Below are 18,423 nucleotides of genomic sequence, written 5' to 3' on the forward strand. Positions count from 1 at the left end.
TATTCCCGGCACTGATTTTTTGTTTACACCAGTGCCGGAAATTTAATTAACTATTTCCGCTATCGTCAGGAAATATATTTGGCAATAATTTGATTAATTTCCGCGCACTGCGCCGAGGTGAAGCTCACCGCGTAGCGACTGTCGCCAACATCGTGGCCCATCAGCTGCAGCGCTTTTTTTACCGCCGCCGGCGAGAACGCCACTTTATAAAGATCGGTACGCAGACCGGTGACGCTCTCCTGAGCCTGGCGGGAGCCCTCAACATTGCCCGCTTTAAAATTTGCCCAGATGGCGTTGATCTCTTTTGGCGCGACGTTTGCCAGCCCGGAAATACAGGCGGAGCAGCCATCAACAAAACCCTGGTGTATCAGCGAATCAGGGCCGTTCAGCACGTCAAAATCGGCGATATCCCGGACCGCATCGAGGAAACCCTTCAGGCTTTCGTAGCTGCCGGCGCTGTCTTTGACGCCGATAATGTTCGGATGCTGCGCCAGCGCGCGCGCGGTTTGCGGTTCAATGGTGTTGCCGGTGCGCGCCGGGATGTTGTAGAGAAATACCGGTACACTCAGGGCGTCAGCAATGGCGGTATAGTGGGCGATCAGCTCATCCTGTTTTAGCGGCACAAACCAGGGGGTAATCACGGAGACCGCGTCAACGCCCAGTTGTTCGATCTGTTGACCCAGGCGGATCGTTTCGCGAGTCGACACTTCGCCAATATGCGCCACCACCGGCGCCCGACCGGCAACTTCATCCACGCAGGCTTTAGCGACGGCGATTTTTTCCGCTTCATTCAGCACAAAGAATTCGCCGTTGGTACCGCCGCAAAAAATACCGTTGCCCGCGGCGAGCTGGCGCTGCACCTGCTGCCTTAGCGCCGGGATATTCACGGCTCCCTCTGCGGTAAAAGGCGTGATGATGGCGGTCAGAACGCCGGTAATTGAATTGCTCATTTCATCTCTTCCCTGGTGTTATTGTGCGGGAAACAGGGGGCGGTAAACCGCCTCAACCTGATCCTGGTTAACGCTGCATGGCGCATTATTCAGTAAACGCTTGACGTTCAGCGCCGCTTCGCTCAGTTCGCTGATGCTTTCTGGCGGTACGCCCAGCGCGGCAAGGTTATCGGGCAGCTGCAGGCGTTTCACCAGCGCGGCGAGCCAGGCGACCAGTGCATGGGATTTCTCTTCTTCGCTAAGCGTCAGGTCGGCTTCAGGGAGCAGATCCCAGACCTGGGCAAATTTCGCCACCGCGTGTGGGCGCACCACCTTCATACAAGGCGCCAGCAAAATGGCGTTAGCCACGCCGTGCGGCAGGTGATATTTGCCGCCTAACGGATAGGAAAGGGCATGAACCAGATGAGTGCCCGCATGGTTAATAGCCACACCGCCATAATAAGAGGCCCACAGCATCTCCAGCTTCGCCGCCAGATTGTGCGGCTCGCTCACCGATAGCTCGATGTTGCGCACCAGCTTGCGCAGGCCAATCAGCGCCGCGTTATCGCTAACCGGATTGGCAACGGTCGAAGTAAAGCACTCAATAAGATGACACAGCGCGTCAATGCCGGTAGAGGAGGCGATATGCGCGGGCATGCTGGTGGTTAATTCCGGCAGCAGGGCAACATAATCCGGCAGCAGAACCGGGGAGATAATCCCCACCTTCGTATTCTGTTCCGGGATTGCCAGGATCGCGTTCGGCGTGGCTTCGGAACCGGTGCCGGCAGTGGCGGGAATTAATAACGAGGTCACCTTTTGCTGCGGCTTTTCGCCGGCCAGCAGCGCCTCAAGCCCCGGCGAGTCGGGATGCAGCAGAACCGAGAGCAGCTTGGCCACATCCAGAACGCTACCGCCGCCAATCCCGACAATTAGCTCCGGCTGGTTAGCGCTGACGAGGCGCAGAATTTGCGTCATATCATGTTGGCTTGGCTCTGCGGGTACGGAATCAACGATCTGAACCTGACGCCCTTCGTCTTCCAGAAGCGTACGGATCTGCCGTGCGGCATCGAGTTTGCCAACGTTGGCATCGGTGACCAGCAAAATGCGCTGTTTGCCGGTCAGCAGCGGTAGCAGGGCGGTAAACGCGCCCGCGCCGCTAATCAGGGTGCTGTTAATGGTTGCCACTTCTTTCTCCTGTCTTATGGATGATTAAACTTAATCATCTATTGTTCGGGTCACTCACATTGTGGGATGAAGTTATAATTTATAGCGAGATTTAATAACTTGAGCTTGCTCACATTTAATCAATTGTGATTGAATATAATCATTATCAATTTCGAACAGCTTGAAAAGGGAACATGATGGGCAGCGGCGATAACAAGGTGCTGGTTCTGGCGGATGACTTTACCGGCGCAAATGACGCGGGAGTCAGCCTGGCGGAGACGGGGATGCGGGCGGAAGTGGCGTTTAGCGCCAGCTACCAGGGAGAGGCGCAGGCGCTGATCCTCAATAGCGACAGCCGCGCGCAGCCCGCCGCAGAGGCGGCACGGCGCATCACGCATCTTTTACAGGCGGTGTTGCCGCGTTTTCAGCCGCGCTGGACGGTGAAAAAAATCGACTCCACGCTGCGCGGCAATCTCGGCGCCGAGCTGGAAGCAACGATGCGCGCGCTAAACTGCGCCGTAGCAGTTCTGGCGCCGGCTTTTCCGGCGGCTGGCCGGGTGACGCGCCGGGGGCTGTGCTATGTGCACGGCTCGCCGGTGAATGAAACCGAGTTCGCGACCGACCCGAAAACGCCGGTCAGCAGCGCGGATATCGCCGCCGTGGTCGCCCAACAAAGCGATTTGCTGTGCCGTAGGACAACGGTCCCCGGGCTGGCGGCAGAGCTGGAACAAACGGTTGAGACGCCGCGGGTGCTGATCGTCGATGCCGAAGAAAACCAGCAGCTGGACGCCATTATCGCCACGGTCGCTCTGTGCGAGCAGCGGGTGCTGCTGGTGGGGTCTGCGGGGCTATGCGACGCCCTGGCGCGTCGGCTGGCGACTATACCGTACGGCCCGCTGCTGGCCGTGGTCGGTTCAATGAGCGAAATCGCGCAACAGCAGGTTGCCCGCCTTAATGAGCATCCGCGCGTCCGGCGGGTCGACATTGATGTGGCTATGGCCTTTGACGGCGATGCCGCCCTTGATGCCCGGCGTATCGTGGCGGTATTGAGCGAAAATAATCATTGCGTTATCACCACCCGACCCGATAGCGAGGCGCGAAAGGCGGTTGAAGCCTTGTGTCGTCGGCATGGGGTCGATCGCACTGCCCTTGGCGAGCGCATCTGCGCATACCTGGCGCGAGTCAGCGCGCTGGCCATCGCGCAGAGCCAGCCGGGAGCGCTCTATTTATCCGGCGGCGACGTGGCGATCGCCGTGGCGCAGGCGCTGGGCGCCAGCGGATTTCATATTACAGGCCGGGTGGCGCAATGCGTGCCGTTCGGCAATTTTCTGGGTAGTAGCTGGCAGCGGCCGGTAATGACCAAGGCAGGCGGATTCGGAACGGAAACCACCCTGCTGGAGGTTGTGAATTTTATTGAGGAGAAAATGAGTGACTAACATCATTGCGGTAACGATGGGAGACCCGGCAGGCATTGGCCCGGAAATTATTATCAAATCGCTGGTTGAGGGGAAACTCAACGGCGCGCCGGTCGTGGTGGTGGGCTGCGCGCAGACGCTGCGGCGGATCCTGGCGATGGGGATAACCCCGCCCGCCGAGCTGCGTATCATTGATCGTCCGGAACAGGCGCAGTTCAGCGCGGGCACGATTAACGTTATCGACGAACCGCTAGCCGATCCGCAAGGACTACGCGCGGGGGAAGTGCAGGCGCAGGCGGGGGATTTAGCTTACCGCTGCATCAAGCGAGCGACCGAGCTGGCGATGGCGGGTGAGGTGTTTGCGATCGCTACCGCGCCGCTCAATAAAGAAGCGCTGCATCTGGCCGGGCACAACTTCCCGGGACATACCGAAATGCTCGCCCATCTGACGCAAACCAAAGATTTTGCGATGGTGTTATATACCGATAAGCTCAAAGTGATCCATATCTCTACCCACGTGGCGCTGCGAAAATTCCTTGATAATCTGAACCAGCCGCGAGTTGAAACGGTGATCGGCATCGCCGATAGCTTCCTGCGCCGGGTGGGTTTCACTAATCCGCGCATTGCCGTTGCCGGAGTGAACCCTCACGCCGGGGAAAACGGTCTGTTTGGCGATGAAGAGATTCGTATCGTGGGTCCGGCCGTTGAAGCGATGAAGGCCAGAGGGCTCAACGTGACCGGGCCATGCCCGCCGGACACGGTATTTATGCAGTGTCACGAAGGTCTGTTTGATATGGTGGTCGCGATGTATCACGATCAGGGGCATATTCCGCTAAAATTACTTGGATTTTATGATGGGGTAAATATTACCGCCGGACTGCCGTTTATCCGCACTTCCGCAGACCACGGCACGGCGTTTGATATTGCCTGGACAGGTAAAGCTAAGTCTGACAGCATGGCAACCTCTATTGAGCTCGCCATGCAAATCGCACAGGAATAACATGAAGGGATATAACCGGTTAGAGCAGATTATGGATTTTCTGAAGAGCCATAATCTGGTGACAGTGGACCAGCTGGTGGCGGCGACTCACGCCTCGCCGGCGACGATTCGCCGCGACCTGATTAAGCTCGATCAGGAAGGGGTCATCAGCCGTACCCACGGCGGCGTCACGCTCAACCGGTTTATTCCTTCACAGCCCACCACCCAAGAGAAGTCCCAGCGCAGTCTGCAGGAAAAATACGCCATCGCCAGCGCGGCGGCGGCGTTAGTCAAGGCCGGGGACGCCATCGTCCTCGATGCCGGAACCACGATGATCGAACTTGCCCGGCAGATAACCCACTTGCCGCTGCGGGTGATCACCAGCGATCTGCATATCGCCCTGTTTCTCTCGGAATTTAAGCAAATTGAAGTTACCATCATCGGCGGACGCATCGACGACAGCAGCCAGTCCTGCATCGGCGATCACGGACGCCGTCTGCTGCAAAATATCTGGCCCGATCTGGCGTTCGTCAGCTGCAACGGCTGGGATCTGGAGAAGGGCGTAACCTCGCCAACGGAAGAGAAAGCGGCGCTGAAGCGGGATTTAATCGCGAACGCCCGGCGGCGCATTCTGCTGGCGGACAGCTCAAAATACGGCGCCTGGTCGCTGTTTAACATCACCCATCTTGACTCGCTCACCGATATCATCACCGATAATCATCTGCCGGAAGAGACGCGTGAACTGCTGGGGCATATCCATCCCCGGCTGATCATTGCCGACTAGCCGGGAAAGCGGGTTACGGTAGGCGGGCGATATTGGCTTTAATCACTTCCACAGAGCGGCGGAACTTCTCTGCTTCATCATCGGCCAGCTGCAGCTCAATGATCTGCTGTACGCCGCTTTGGGTAAGCACCGCGGGTACGCCTGCCGCCGCGCCGGTGATGCCGTATTCGCCATCCAGAATACACGATACCGCCAGCGCACGATGGCTGCCGGTGAAAATATGGCGGCAGATTTCGGCGATAGTCCCGGCGACGCCGTATTCGGTGCAGCCTTTACCGGCGTAAATTTCAAATCCCAGCCTGCGCACCTTTTCCGCAATCCGCTCCCGGTCGAGAATTTGACCAGTATGCTTTTGGTACACATCGCCGATGGCGGCGCCGTAAACCGCTGAGTGCGACCAGACCGGAAACTGGGTGTCGCCATGCTCGCCGAGAATAAAGGCGTCGATGCTCTGCGCGCCGATATCCAGCTCCTGAGCCAGCACTCTGCGCAGGCGCGTGGTATCCAGCCAGACGCCGGTACCCAGCACCTGGCTGCGCGGCAGACCTGAAAGCCGCCATACCTGCCAGGTGATGATGTCGCAGGGGTTGGTGGCAATCAAAAAAATACCGTTGAAACCGCCGCTCATCATTTGCGGAATGAGGCTTTTTACAATTGTCGCCGTGTTGGTCAGTTCGTCCAGTCGAGTCTGGCCCGGTTTGAGCGCGCCGCCGGAAACGGTGAGCACCGCAATATCAACATCGGCGCAGTCGCTGGCTTCCCGCGAGGAAATCGTCATCATCCCCGGCATGTAGGCCGCCGCATCGCTCAGGTCCTGGGCGTGCGCTTCGGCGCGGGCTTTATTCAGGTCCACGAGGATTAACTCCTCGCAAATATTCTGATTCAACAGGGCATAGGCCGCAGAGGCGCCGACGTTGCCTGCCCCGATAATCATGACCTTGCGCGCTTTGGTATTCATGGTTTGTTCCTGATAAATGTCGTCATGACGCAAAATTACTGCCACTTTAGGGGGAAGCGCAAGCGAGGTGTGAAGCGATAAGTTAATGCTATGGCCGCCTGCGAGACGCTCCGCGCTACAGTATGGTCAAAAAGGAGCTTCTCTATGTACACAATCACCCCAACCCCGCAAAACCACCCGGATCTGATGGCCTTAATTGCCGAACTGGACGCGTATCAGCAGACGCTCTACCCGGCTGAGAGCAACCATTTGATCGACCTGAGCGCGCTACCGGCGGAGTCGGTTATTGCGCTTCTTATTCGCGATACGCAGCGCCACGCCGTCGGCTGCGGGGCGATCGTGCTCGGCGAAGAGGGGGTTGGCGAGATGAAAAGGGTGTTTATTCACCCGGCCCATCGCGGGCAGCAGCTGGGAGAACGACTGCTGGCCGCGCTGGAGGAAGAGGCGATAAATCGCGAATGCCATACCGTGCGCCTGGAAACGGGCATCCATCAGCACGCCGCCGTTGCGTTATATACGCGCAATGGCTACCAGACCCGTAGCGCCTTTGCGCCGTATCAGCCGGATCCGTTAAGCATCTTTATGGAGAAGATGCTGCTTGCCGATCTTCGTTCAGCAGCGCTATAAACGCGTCGAGCTGACGGGTTTTCGCCCCCCGCCGCCAGACCAGCCAGGTGGTCAGCCAGCGCCACTCTTCCGCCAGCGGCCAGGCAGAAACCTGCTGATGGCCCGGCATGCTCTCCAGCATACTGCGTGGGATCAGCGCCAGACCGGCGCCGGCAATGACGCAAGCCAGCATCCCGTGGTAGGACTCCATTTCATGGATGCGTCCCGGCGTGGCGCGATCGGCATGAAACCAGCTTTCAAAATGGCGGCGGTAGGAGCAGTTGGCGCGAAAAGCATAGACGCTGGCGCCATTCACTTCACTGGCGCGCGCAATGGGCGGGTGGCCAAAGGGCGCGACGATCATCATCTCTTCGGGAAATACCGGTAACCCCTCAAGCCCCGGATGCACCAGCGGGCCGTCAACAAACGCCGCGCTCAGGTTTCCCTCCAGGACGCCGTCGATCATAGTGCCGGAAGGGCCGGTGGAGAGGGCCAGATGAATTTTGGGGTAACGTTGATTAAAGTGCGCCAGGGTTGGTGAAATGCGCACGGCGGCGGTACTTTCCAGCGAGCCGAGGGAAAACAGCCCCTGAGGTTCATCTCCGGCGACCACCATTCTCGCCTCATCTACCAGGGCGAGGATCTGCTGGCTATAGCGTAAAAAGCTATGCCCGGCGGGCGACAGGCGCAGACGCTGGTTTTCGCGAATAAACAACTCTACGCCGAGATCCGCCTCCAGCTGGCGAATGCGCGTGGTCAGGTTCGACGGCACGCGATGCACCTTCTGCGCGGCCTGGGTAATGCTGCCGGTGCTGGCGACGGCGTTAAACATTTCAAGCTGGGTCAGGTCCATGGCATTCTTCTTTTGTGAACAGGTTGCTTAATATTATTCATTTTTAATGAAGGGTAGGGTAAGCCAGAATAAGGTCACTTCGCAATCAACACAGAGAGATTAACGATGAATGTATCTGCCACTCATGCGGTTTCCGTGAACCCGACCACAGGTGAAACCATATCGTCTCTGCCCTGGGCGAGCGAGCAAGAAGTCGATTCGGCCGTTGCCCTTGCGGAACAAGCTTATCGTCAGTGGCGCAACGTTAGCGTTGCGGAACGCGCGGCAGCGCTGCGTCATGTCGGTAACGCGATGCGCGCGCGCGGCGAAACGCTGGCGCAAATGATTAGCCTGGAGATGGGAAAACCGATCGCTCAGGCGCGCGGGGAAGTCGCGAAATCGGCAAATCTCTGCGACTGGTATGCCGAGCACGGACCGGCGATGCTCAAAACCGAAGCGACGCTGGTTGAAGATAATAAAGCGGTCATTGAGTACCGGCCGATGGGCGCTATCCTCGCCATCATGCCGTGGAATTTCCCGGTGTGGCAGGTGCTGCGCGGCGCGGTACCGATTCTGCTGGCGGGCAACAGCTATCTGCTTAAGCATGCGCCAAACGTACTGGGAAGCGCGGCGATGATCGGTGAAATCTTTGCCGCAGCCGGCGTTCCGGCCGGGGTGTTTGGCTGGGTGAATGCCACCAACGATAGCGTTTCGCAGATGATCAACGATTCGCGTATCGCCGCGGTGACCGTTACCGGCAGCGTGCGGGCCGGGAAGGCGATTGGCGCGCAGGCCGGCGCGGCGTTGAAAAAATGCGTCCTGGAGCTGGGCGGTTCGGATCCGTTTATCGTGCTCAACGATGCCGACCTCGACGAGGCGGTGAAAGCGGCGGTGATCGGCCGCTACCAGAACACCGGGCAGGTCTGCGCCGCGGCGAAGCGTTTTATCGTCGAGGCGGGCATTGCCGAGGCCTTTACGCAGAAATTTGTCGCCGCCGTCGCCGCGCTCAAAATGGGCGATCCGCGCGATGAACAAAACTACATCGGGCCGATGGCGCGTTTCGATCTGCGCGATGAGCTGCATGAGCAGGTGCGCGCGACCTTAAAAGAAGGAGCGACCCTGCTGCTGGGCGCGGAAAAAATCGCCGGCGCGGGCAACTACTATGCGCCGACGGTGCTGGGCAACGTCACCGCTGAGATGACCGGCTTCCGCCAGGAGCTGTTTGGCCCGGTGGCGACAATTACCGAAGCTCGCGATGCCGACCACGCGCTGGCGCTGGCGAACGATAGCGAGTTTGGCCTTTCTGCAACGGTATATACCACCAGCGAAGCACAGGCCCAACGCTTTGCCGATGAGCTGGAGTGCGGCGGCGTGTTTATTAACGGCTACTGCGCCAGCGATGCCCGCGTGGCGTTCGGCGGCGTGAAGAAAAGCGGATTTGGCCGCGAGCTCTCCCATTTTGGTCTGCATGAATTCTGCAACGTGCAGACCGTCTGGAGAGATCGCCGCTAGACTGCGGAAAAATCGCCGGGTTGCGGCTAACGCCTGACCCGGGCTACCGATTCGTGCGATTTGCCGGTTTGGTCGCCCTGACAGGCCCCGCTGACGAGCGACCCTTCACCCTGGCGATGCAGGAGCAACAAAGAGGCTGTTTCTTCGCGACAGGTGCGCCTATAATTACCGCCCGAATTTTGATGTTGGCAAGGAGCCGCGCGTGGCGACGGTAATTAATAACGCAATGCTCGATGCCATTCTGGCTGAAGTCAGGCCGCTGATTGGCCGCGGTAAAGTGGCGGACTATATTCCTGCCCTGGCCAGGGTCAGCGGCGATAAGCTCGGCGTGGCAATCTGTACGGTGGACGGTCAGCACTACAGCGCCGGTGACGCCCACGAGCGTTTCTCGATTCAATCTATCTCCAAAGTCCTCAGTCTGGTGGTGGCGATGAACCACTATCAGGAAGAGGAGATCTGGCAGCGGGTGGGTAAAGACCCCTCCGGCCAGCCTTTTAATTCGCTGTTGCAGCTGGAAATTGAGCAAGGCAAACCGCGTAACCCGTTTATTAACGCCGGGGCGCTGGTGGTCTGCGATATGCTGCAAAGCCGTCTTAGCGCGCCCCGTCAGCGGATGCTGGAAATCGTGCGGCGCCTGAGCGGGGTGAGCGATATTGCCTACGATCCGGTGGTCGCCCGCTCGGAGTTCGATCATTCGGCGCGTAATGCCGCCATTGCCTGGCTAATGAAATCCTTCGGCAACTTTCACAACGATGTTGCCACGGTACTGCAAAACTATTTTCACTACTGTTCGCTGGAGATGAGCTGCGTAGAGCTGGCGCGTACCTTTCTGTTCCTTGCCGACCGGGGTATCGCCCCGCATCTTGCGACGCCGGTTATCGCCCCCATTCAGTCGCGGCAGGTCAACGCTTTGATGATGACCAGCGGCATGTACCAGAACGCCGGTGAGTTTGCCTGGCGCGTCGGTTTACCGGCGAAATCCGGCGTCGGCGGCGGGATTGTGGCCATCGTTCCGCAGGAGATGGCGATTGCGGTCTGGAGCCCCGAGCTCGATGACGCCGGGAACTCGCTGGCCGGGATCGCTTTACTGGAAAAACTGACGCAAAAACTGGGGAGGTCGGTATTCTGATGGTGCCCATAGAAAATCTGTTCGCCCGCCTGCAGCGTTCCACTTTTCGCTCCCGCTTTCGCCTCGGCGTAAAGGAACGGCAGTATTGCTATGATAAGGGGGCGGAAGTTATCGACCAGCACGCGGCTGATTTTATCGCCAGGCGCCTGGCTCCGGCGCAAATTCCTAACGATGGCAAACAGACTCCGATGCGCGGACACCCGGTATTCATCGCCCAGCACGCCACCGCGACCTGCTGTCGCGGCTGCCTGGAAAAGTGGCACGCTATCCCTCGGGGGCGGGGCCTCAGCGAGGCAGAACAGCGCTACGTGGTGCAGGTGATTCACCACTGGCTGGTGATCCAGATGAACTCGCCGGACCGCGGCAGAGCGTAATTCATCGGGCGTCGGTATATGCCTGATAATTATTCTCATGATATGATGAACCGCTAACTAATTATTAACATAATAATTGCCTGAAACAATTAGACGGATAATCATGAATGTCTCCACTGTCGATTCGGTCATTCACGCTGTTTCGTGAGGAACAACCCGTGCGTGATGCGCTGGTGTTGTTCACTTTAACGCTACTCCTGCATTTCTTTGGCGCGATGCTGCGTCTGGTACAAGAACTGTCGTTTTTCTGGCCGCTGAATGCGGTAATGGCGGGGATTTTTGCGCGTTATATCTGGCTAAATCGCAGTTATTTTTACGCCATCTGTTTTGCCGCCATGCTGGTATATGACGGTTTAACCTCGCGCTGGGGGATGGGCTTCGCCTCCTTCCTGATCAACTTCTCCAATCTCGTTTTTATTGTCACTCTGGCGCAGCTCATTTTATGGGACAAGCGCCGGACGGACTCGATGCCGGGACCGATTAACGCGCTTAGCCTGTTTTGCTACTGCCTGCTGGCAGCGCTGCTCTGCGCCGCCGTGGGCGCGCTGGGGTCGGTAGATGTCGAGCGCGCAACGTTTATCCCGCAGCTGGCGGACTGGTTTAGCGAACAGTTCTCAACCGCCGTGCTGATCCTGCCGTTTATCTTGACCCTCACGCTCCCTTCGGCGTTCGGGCGTTTTCGCCTGCGCCAGCTGCTGCCGGCGATTGCGCTGGTGCTGTCGATTGTGCTCGGCGTAGCGGTTGGCGGCGCCGGGAGCATCACCTTCCCGTTACCGGCGCTGATCTGGTGCGCTATTCGCTACCCGCTGCCGCTGACCTGTCTGCTGACCTTTATTACCGGCATTAGCGAAATTCTGCTGGTGGCGAACTCGCTTATCCACCTTTCGCCCGATAGCCGGATGCAGCCGTGGCAGCTGTTTTCGACGCGTCTGGGGATCGCTGCGATGCTGATAAGCCCCGTTATCGTCGCTTCCAGCGTTGAGGCGATTAACAATCTGGTCAAACAGCTGGCCCTGCGTGCCGACTTTGACTTCCAGACTCGGGTCTATTCCCGCTCTGGGTTAAGCGAAGCGCTGAAGCGCCAGCCGATCGCGGAAAATACGCTGCTAACGGTGATGGTGCTGGATATCGACGGCTTCAAGCAGGTCAACGATCGCTGGGGACATGAATGCGGCGACTGTATGCTGGCCCAGTTTGCGCAGCAGGTGCGGCAGCTGGTGGGAGAAGAGGGCATGGTCGCGCGTATCGGCGGGGAAGAGTTTGCCGTCGCAGCGCTGACCTCATCCGGTCAGGAAGCGCAGCTGCTGGCAGAAAAAATTCGCCAGGGTATTGAAGCGCAAACCTTCACCTGGGGTCAGAGCAAAATCCAGCTGACCATCAGCATGGGGCTCGAGAGCCAGCCGCTTGGCGCCGCCAGAATTACGGATCTCTTCAACCAGCTGCTGATGGCTGCCGACGATTATATGATTCAGGCGAAAAATGCCGGGCGCAATCGTATTTTTACGCAAAAGATGGCCTGAATCCTACGATAAGAAAATACGATGATAGATTCACTTGTGTTAAATATAAGTTAAAAAATATAGTGATGTGGTCAATTTCAAGGAGTTACCGATGACCACATCCTTTTCTCTGCGCACGCTGTCGCGTGACGATATTCTCGAACATCTTCCTGAATTAACCGATATCCTCGTCAGCTGCGTCAACGGCGGGGCCTCGGTGAGCTTTATGCTGCCTTTCGCCCCTGAAACCGCGACGGCGTTCTGGCTGCGAATGGCGCAGAGCGTGGCAGCCGGGGAGCGGGTCGTCATCGCCGCGGCGGATGAGCAGCAGCGGCTCGTTGGTACGGTGCAGCTCATTATCGACCAGCCGGAAAACCAACCGCACCGCGCCGACGTCGCTAAACTTCTGGTTCACCAAAATGCGCGTCGCCTGGGTCTGGCGAATGCGCTGATGGCCAGGCTGGAAGCGATCGCGCGCGAGCAGGGCAAGAGCGTTCTGGTGCTGGATACGGCGACCGGCAGCGGAGCCGAGAATTTTTACGTGCAATGCGGTTGGGAAAAGGCCGGGGAAATTCCTCGCTATGCGCTGATGCCGGACGGCGAACTGACGGCGACATCGCTGTTCTATAAACTTTTGTAATCTCATCATATACTGCAACCTGCCTCATTCACACGCCCCGGCAGCTGAGTTGATAAGCCGCCGGGGCTTGTCTCCCTCGCCGCGTTACCCGGCCACGTCCTCGCTCCGACTATTGCCCGACTAAGCGCTGTACAAACGGTTCACCGTTTTGTCGTGCAGAGAGAAATATTTCGGCGACAAATTTGATATTGCATACAGCTTTGATCAAAACGGGGTTTCACCTGGCTAAAAACCTGATAACTTATTGGACCAATTACTCAGGTTGTATGACTACTCTATGAGGGAACCCATTGTGAAAACACTAAACCGTCGCGATTTCCCGGGCGCGCAGTACCCTGAACGTATCATTCAGTTTGGCGAAGGCAACTTCCTGCGCGCGTTTATCGACTGGCAGATCGATCTGCTGAACGAGCATACCGACCTGAATTCCGGCGTGGTGATCGTGCGTCCGATTGAGAGCGCATTCCCGCCGTCTCTCAGCACCCAGGACGGCCTCTATACCACGATTGTTCGCGGCCTGAATGAGAAGGGCGAAGCGGTGAGCGATGCGCGTCTGATTCGATCGGTAAATCGTGAAATCAGCGTCTATGCCGATTATGAGGAGCTGCTGCGTCTGGCGCATAATCCGGATATGCGCTTTGTGTTTTCCAATACCACTGAGGCCGGGATCAGCTACCACGCCGGCGACCGCTTTGACGATGCGCCAGCGGTAAGCTATCCGGCAAAATTGACTCGCCTGCTGTTTGAACGCTACAGCCACTTCTCCGGCGCGGCGGATAAAGGTTGGGTGATCATTCCCTGCGAGCTGATTGATTACAACGGCGAGGCGCTGCGTGAACTGGTGCTGCGCTATGCCCAGGAGTGGGCGCTGCCGGAAGCGTTTATCACCTGGCTGGATGAGGCGAACGCCTTCTGTTCTACGCTCGTAGACCGTATCGTGACCGGCTATCCGCGTGATGAAGCCGCGCAGATTGAAGAACAGCTGGGGTATAAAGACGGTTTCCTCGATACCGCTGAACATTTCTACCTGTTTGTTATTCAGGGGCCGAAGTCCCTGGCCGCAGAGCTGCGTCTGGATAAGCTGCCGCTTAACGTCCTGATCGTGGACGATATTAAGCCGTATAAAGAGCGTAAAGTGGCGATTCTTAACGGCGCGCACACCGCGCTGGTGCCGGTCGCCTTCCAGGCGGGTCTCGATACCGTGGGCGAGGCGATGAACGATAAGGAAATCTGCGCTTTCGTTGAGAAAGCGATTTACCAGGAGATCATTCCTGTTCTCGACCTGCCGCGCGATGAGCTGGAGTCTTTCGCCAGTGCGGTCACTGGCCGTTTCCGCAACCCGTATATTAAGCATCAGCTGTTGTCTATCGCGCTTAATGGCATGACCAAATACCGCACCCGTATTCTGCCGCAGCTGTTGGCGGCGCAGAAGAAAGAGGGCAAGCTCCCGTCGCGCCTGACCTTCGCACTGGCAGCGCTGATCGCGTTTTATCGCGGCGAACGTAACGGTGAGAGCTATCCGGTTCAGGATGATGCTGAATGGATGGAGCGCTACAAGGCGCTATGGGCCCAGCATCGGGATGCGCAAATCACCACCGGCGAGCTGGTAAAAGCCGTACTATCCGTTGAATCCCACTGGGAGCAGGACCTGAGCAAAGTTTCAGGCCTGGTCGAGCAGGTGACGCAGGATCTGGATGCGATTCTGCGCTACGGCATTCGCGCCGCCGTTCAGCCGCTGTGCTGATATAGCGCAGGGCGCCGCCCGACGAGCAGATAAGGACGGATTATCGGCCAGATAAGCTGCCAGCCGCCGTCCGCTCGTCATCCGGGCGCAACGCCTGAGCAGAATTAGCATTAATTTCAACCCGGCCACCGCCGGGTTATTTTTGAACCTTAATTAGTTACAACATACTTTTAGTTTTTTCTTTCACGCAGGTCTGGCAGATCGTGCAAAATGGGTCCGGCAACAAAGGTGGGGCAATTAAGAGAAAAAGATGAATTGTGTGCCGGGCGCTTGAACTAATTATTGCACCGGAAAATAATGCCTTATCAAAACGAGGAGTCGGCCCATGGTCATTGAGATTCGCGAACCCGATCGGCAGGATAAAGCACAGTGGTTATCGCTTTGGCAGGGTTATACCCGTTTCTACGGTAGCCCGCAGCCAACGGAGGTCACAGAATACACCTGGCAGCGGATGCTCGATGCCGCTTCGCCGATGCTGGGTCGTTTCGCGGTGGTGGATGGCAATGTGGTGGGCTTTGCGATTTGTATCCTCCACGAAGGAACATGGGTTAAGACGCCCATTTGCTATCTGGAAGATCTGTTTGTCGCCCCGCAGATGCGCGGGCAAGGCATCGCCAGAACCTTAATACAGGCGCTGCAAACGGAAGGAAAAGAAAAAGGGTGGTCGCGCTTGTACTGGCACACTCGCACCGACAATCCGGCCCGGCGTCTGTATGATGAATTCACGCCAGCCGATGACTATGTTCGTTACCGCGTGACGCTCTGACAATCTGAGATTAAGAAGTTGTTAAGCTTTTCCCTGTAAAACAGGGGAAACGGCTCAGGAGAAACAAATATGGAAAAACACATAGAAACGGTGGTGAATTTAATCATGTTTCTTTCGCTGTTGGCCACCGCGTGGGATCTCTCCCTGGTTCATCACCTTGCCTGGTAAATCAGACCCTACGGCGCCCGCTCCTGACGCCGTAGTATTCTCGTTCTGACTCCCTTTATTCCTTTACTTTCAGCCGCCGGGCTAACGGCGCGCGACGATAAACAGGCGCGGAAATAATAACAATACCTTTCCGTTACACTGTAACGGATAGTGCCGTTTCAACTTTTCCAGATAGCGCTCGAGAAACGCTTCGCGCTGCGGCTCATCAAGTGGCTGTAAAAATGGTCTCAGGCCCGTTGACTGCAGCCATTCGATAATGGCCTGATGCGATGCCAGCGGGTGAAAGTAGGTGGTGCGCCAGATATCCACCTCGCAGCCGCAGGCAGTGAGCATATCATAATACTCCTGTACCTCTGGCAGCGGATGCCGTCCGCTGGCCGGGTGCCCAAGCTCTTCTGCAACCTGACGCATCAGGGTATGGGACGGCTCCTGCCAGTTAACGGGCATCTGCACCGCCAGTACGCCGTTTTCTGCAAGATTGCTCACCAGAAAAGGGAACAGCCGCTGATGATCCGGGAGCCATTGCAGCGAAGCATTGGCGTATATCAGATCCGCCGGACGCTCCGGGCGATAAGCGGCAATATCCGCATCAACGAACCCACAGTTCGGCAACCTTTGTGAGGCCTCTTCCAGCATTGCCGGGGAATTATCAATGCCGATAATCGTCGCGTCCGGCCAGGCATCTTGCAGCAGAGCGGTGCTGTTGCCTGGCCCGCAGCCTAAATCAACGGCCAGCGTCACGGGATGATGGGCAATGCGCGCAAGAAGCTCGGCGGCAGGCCGCGTTCGCTCAGCGCCAAATTGCAAATAGAGTGAGGGATTCCAGTCTGCCATAGTACGCTCCGGTTGCGAGAAACTCGTCCAACAGCATAGACGGCAATGTGCATCTGGCAAAGCAGCAAGTTCGGCTGAGTCATATTGTGACGTTGTCACTTCTACATGTGCCGGGCGGGTCACGGTACTCCTGTAGACAACAGGCTAGAGTATGCGCGCAATTCTCTGGTCAATGGGTATGAAATGGCTTTAATCATTAAGATGTTACTTGAGAACCGGCTTGGTAAGGACAAGGATAAACTGTTGCAGGTGAAACCTGGGCTAAGCCTTGTTGTTGAGGATGAAACCTGCCGGGTTCTGTTTGATACCGGCCCTGACGGCAGCTTTTTGCATAATGCGCAGCGCATGGGGGTTTCTTTATCTAACCTGACCGCCACGGTACTTTCTCACGGTCATTATGACCACTGCGGCGGCGTGCCGTGGCTGCCGGACAATAGCCGTATTATTTGCCATCCGCAGGTCGGGCAAACGCGCTATTCGGCGTTATCGATCGGCGGGCATCGCGTAAAGGTCAAAAAGCTGTCGCGAGAGATCGACTATTCCCGCCACCGCATGGAATACAGTCGCCAGCCGTTGGCTATCAGCGAGCGGCTGATGTGGTCAGGTGAGATCGCGGTTGCCAGGCCGCGAGCTTATGGCGTGCTGGCGGGGCTATCCCCAGCGGAGGATTATATTGCCGATGAGGGCGTACTGATTTACCGCTCGACGCGAGGCTTAATCATTATTTGCGGCTGCGGACATCGCGGCTTGATCAATACCCTTCGCCACTGTCAGAAGGTTACCGGCGTCCAGCAGATATACGCCATCATCGGCGGACTTCATCTGCGCCGCGCGCCGCCGTGGAGAATACGCCAGATAAAGCAATTTTTGCACCAGCAGAAGGTGGAGAAAGTGATGGCCTGCCATTGTACCGGTTCGTGGGGACGCTGGTGGTTATCGGCGGATAGTGCCCCGGCGACCGGCGATACGTTAGTACTGGATCAGGGATGACGTGTACGGCTGCTGATTACATATAAATAACACTTTGGCTATTTATTAAATACATCGACGCCGCGCTATACACCTTCCCCCTGGGGGAAGGTCAAACGTTAATTTTGCGATGACGTGTAAATATTTATCGAGAAACTTCATTCTATTTAACTCGCGGTTTTAATTATGTAATAGCGTTTAATTCTTTGGGCGGGTGTGCTTTAATTCAGCGGTCGTCCTATTGCGAATATTACTATGATTCAGTCACTACAGGCATTATTCAAACAAGCCACCCGACGTCGGCTTCGCATCCGCGCCGGGCTTGTTATTGCCTGTTGGCTGCTACTCAATCTACAGCTTGCCGTCGCGGCGCACCACGGCGGCCAGCAGCAGCCGGTCGCGCCGCAGGTGCAAATTCATCACATCGTTGATGGCATGATGACCATGTCCGGCATGGATAACGTCGGGCAGAAAGTCATCTGTGAGAAACACTGCGACCCCGACACTGCGCAACCTAATACCTCCACCTCTCTACAGCTGAATGCATTGCCCGGCGAAACCACCCTGCTGGTGGTTTCGCCGCAGCAGGAGATTTGCGCTGAACGTATGGACTGGCACACGCCGCCGGTCACCGGTCCGCCGGCTGAAATACGTTTCTGCCGTTTCAGAGAATAACGCTCCGTTAAAAAACATCCATCAGAACTGCCCGTTCTGCGGGCGACTTTATGTTTTTTTCGGAGTATTAATTATGCGTTCGACCTCTATTTTTCTGCTTTTTACCAGCGTTCTGACCTTTTCTTTCACCGCATTTTCCGCCAGCGCGGAAGATGGCGCGATGCATCAGCATAATATGTCCGCGATGGCGGAAATGCCGGGGATGAATAAGCCCGAGAATACCGCCGCGCTTTATTCGGCAAGCGGGGTGATTAAAGCCTGGCGCGACGATGCAGTGGTGATTGCCCATTCTCCGGTTCCCGGGCTGAACTGGCCGGCGATGACGATGAGCTTTGCGCTCGATGGACATCAAGATAAAAAGCTGCCGGTGGGACAGCAGGTCGATTTCACCTTCCGCCAGACCGACTCCGGCTACGCGCTCGTTTCGATTACCGCGCAATAATTCC

General features: G+C 57.1%; 19 protein-coding genes. 14 read left to right on the forward strand and 5 right to left on the reverse strand.

The window, feature by feature from the left end:
* Positions 1-65 precede the first annotated feature (65 nt).
* Positions 66-950: a dihydrodipicolinate synthase family protein gene (locus K2184_RS03355; protein WP_163525237.1), complete on the reverse strand. Its 885-nt coding sequence runs from the start codon at positions 948-950 to the stop codon at positions 66-68.
* Positions 951-968: 18 nt separating this feature from the next.
* Positions 969-2,114 (reverse strand): iron-containing alcohol dehydrogenase, encoded by a 1,146-nt coding sequence (locus K2184_RS03360; protein ID WP_163525238.1) that lies wholly within the window; start codon positions 2,112-2,114, stop codon positions 969-971.
* Between the two features lie 176 nt (positions 2,115-2,290).
* Between K2184_RS03360 and dtnK the strand changes: the two genes are divergently transcribed.
* Genes dtnK through K2184_RS03375 form a run of 3 tightly spaced genes read left to right on the forward strand, consistent with a single transcriptional unit; the run spans position 2,291 to position 5,271 of the window.
* Positions 2,291-3,529: a D-threonate kinase gene (dtnK, locus tag K2184_RS03365; RefSeq protein ID WP_123830327.1), complete on the forward strand. Its 1,239-nt coding sequence runs from the start codon at positions 2,291-2,293 to the stop codon at positions 3,527-3,529.
* Positions 3,522-4,508 carry a D-threonate 4-phosphate dehydrogenase gene (locus tag K2184_RS03370; protein ID WP_004113279.1) on the forward strand — a complete coding sequence of 329 codons (987 nt, stop codon included), beginning with the start codon at positions 3,522-3,524 and terminating at the stop codon, positions 4,506-4,508. The genes dtnK and K2184_RS03370 overlap by 8 nt, the downstream gene beginning before the upstream one ends.
* Position 4,509: 1 nt before the next feature.
* Complete coding sequence (locus K2184_RS03375; RefSeq protein ID WP_004102327.1) at positions 4,510-5,271, forward strand: DeoR/GlpR family DNA-binding transcription regulator; 762 nt, start codon at positions 4,510-4,512, stop codon at positions 5,269-5,271.
* Between the two features lie 13 nt (positions 5,272-5,284).
* Here K2184_RS03375 and K2184_RS03380 read toward each other — a convergent pair whose 3' ends face one another.
* Positions 5,285-6,229, reverse strand: a complete 945-nt coding sequence (locus tag K2184_RS03380; RefSeq protein WP_004102319.1) for an L-lactate dehydrogenase — start codon at positions 6,227-6,229, stop codon at positions 5,285-5,287.
* Positions 6,230-6,373: 144 nt separating this feature from the next.
* On the opposite strand from K2184_RS03380, the gene K2184_RS03385 reads away from it, so the two are divergent.
* A complete protein-coding gene (locus tag K2184_RS03385; RefSeq protein ID WP_004113275.1) occupies positions 6,374-6,856 on the forward strand; it encodes a GNAT family N-acetyltransferase in 483 nt (160 codons plus the stop codon).
* On the opposite strand, the gene ptrR is transcribed toward K2184_RS03385, so the two are convergent.
* Positions 6,810-7,688, reverse strand: coding sequence for a putrescine utilization regulator PtrR (gene ptrR, locus K2184_RS03390; RefSeq protein WP_004102317.1), 879 nt, complete (start codon positions 7,686-7,688; stop codon positions 6,810-6,812). The genes K2184_RS03385 and ptrR overlap by 47 nt on opposite strands.
* Positions 7,689-7,793: 105 nt before the next feature.
* On the opposite strand from ptrR, the gene sad reads away from it, so the two are divergent.
* The 7 genes from sad (at position 7,794) to K2184_RS03425 (ending at position 15,331) form a co-directional block, all read left to right on the forward strand.
* Positions 7,794-9,179 carry a succinate-semialdehyde dehydrogenase gene (gene sad / locus K2184_RS03395; protein WP_163525240.1) on the forward strand — a complete coding sequence of 462 codons (1,386 nt, stop codon included), beginning with the start codon at positions 7,794-7,796 and terminating at the stop codon, positions 9,177-9,179.
* Between the two features lie 202 nt (positions 9,180-9,381).
* Positions 9,382-10,308: a glutaminase B gene (gene glsB, locus K2184_RS03400; protein ID WP_023329760.1), complete on the forward strand. Its 927-nt coding sequence runs from the start codon at positions 9,382-9,384 to the stop codon at positions 10,306-10,308.
* The gene (locus tag K2184_RS03405; protein WP_004102313.1) at positions 10,308-10,682 is read left to right on the forward strand and encodes a DUF4186 domain-containing protein; all 375 of its coding nucleotides are present in this window, start codon (positions 10,308-10,310) and stop codon (positions 10,680-10,682) included. The genes glsB and K2184_RS03405 overlap by 1 nt, the downstream gene beginning before the upstream one ends.
* A gap of 107 nt (positions 10,683-10,789) precedes the next feature.
* Positions 10,790-12,202: a GGDEF domain-containing protein gene (locus K2184_RS03410; protein ID WP_016808766.1), complete on the forward strand. Its 1,413-nt coding sequence runs from the start codon at positions 10,790-10,792 to the stop codon at positions 12,200-12,202.
* A 91-nt stretch (positions 12,203-12,293) separates the two neighbouring features.
* On the forward strand, positions 12,294-12,821 hold the full coding sequence (locus K2184_RS03415; RefSeq protein ID WP_016808765.1) for a GNAT family N-acetyltransferase: 528 nt from the start codon (positions 12,294-12,296) through the stop codon (positions 12,819-12,821).
* Positions 12,822-13,113: 292 nt separating this feature from the next.
* Entirely contained in the window at positions 13,114-14,565 is a 1,452-nt protein-coding gene (locus K2184_RS03420; protein WP_049127543.1) for a tagaturonate reductase, read from the forward strand.
* Between the two features lie 325 nt (positions 14,566-14,890).
* Entirely contained in the window at positions 14,891-15,331 is a 441-nt protein-coding gene (locus K2184_RS03425; protein WP_004102305.1) for a GNAT family N-acetyltransferase, read from the forward strand.
* A 249-nt stretch (positions 15,332-15,580) separates the two neighbouring features.
* Here the strand turns inward: K2184_RS03425 and tam are convergent, their stop codons facing one another.
* Positions 15,581-16,333 carry a trans-aconitate 2-methyltransferase gene (tam, locus tag K2184_RS03430; RefSeq protein WP_163525242.1) on the reverse strand — a complete coding sequence of 251 codons (753 nt, stop codon included), beginning with the start codon at positions 16,331-16,333 and terminating at the stop codon, positions 15,581-15,583.
* Positions 16,334-16,516: 183 nt separating this feature from the next.
* Between tam and K2184_RS03435 the strand changes: the two genes are divergently transcribed.
* The 3 genes from K2184_RS03435 (at position 16,517) to K2184_RS03445 (ending at position 18,419) form a co-directional block, all read left to right on the forward strand.
* Positions 16,517-17,323, forward strand: a complete 807-nt coding sequence (locus K2184_RS03435; RefSeq protein ID WP_016808762.1) for an MBL fold metallo-hydrolase — start codon at positions 16,517-16,519, stop codon at positions 17,321-17,323.
* A gap of 234 nt (positions 17,324-17,557) precedes the next feature.
* A complete protein-coding gene (locus K2184_RS03440; protein WP_004113252.1) occupies positions 17,558-17,977 on the forward strand; it encodes a hypothetical protein in 420 nt (139 codons plus the stop codon).
* Between the two features lie 73 nt (positions 17,978-18,050).
* Entirely contained in the window at positions 18,051-18,419 is a 369-nt protein-coding gene (locus K2184_RS03445; RefSeq protein WP_004113246.1) for a copper-binding protein, read from the forward strand.
* The last annotated feature ends 4 nt before the right edge of the window (positions 18,420-18,423 follow it).

It is taken from the genome of Klebsiella sp. K5-306, from assembly GCF_051835185.1.
Lineage (GTDB): Bacteria > Pseudomonadota > Gammaproteobacteria > Enterobacterales > Enterobacteriaceae > Klebsiella > Klebsiella oxytoca.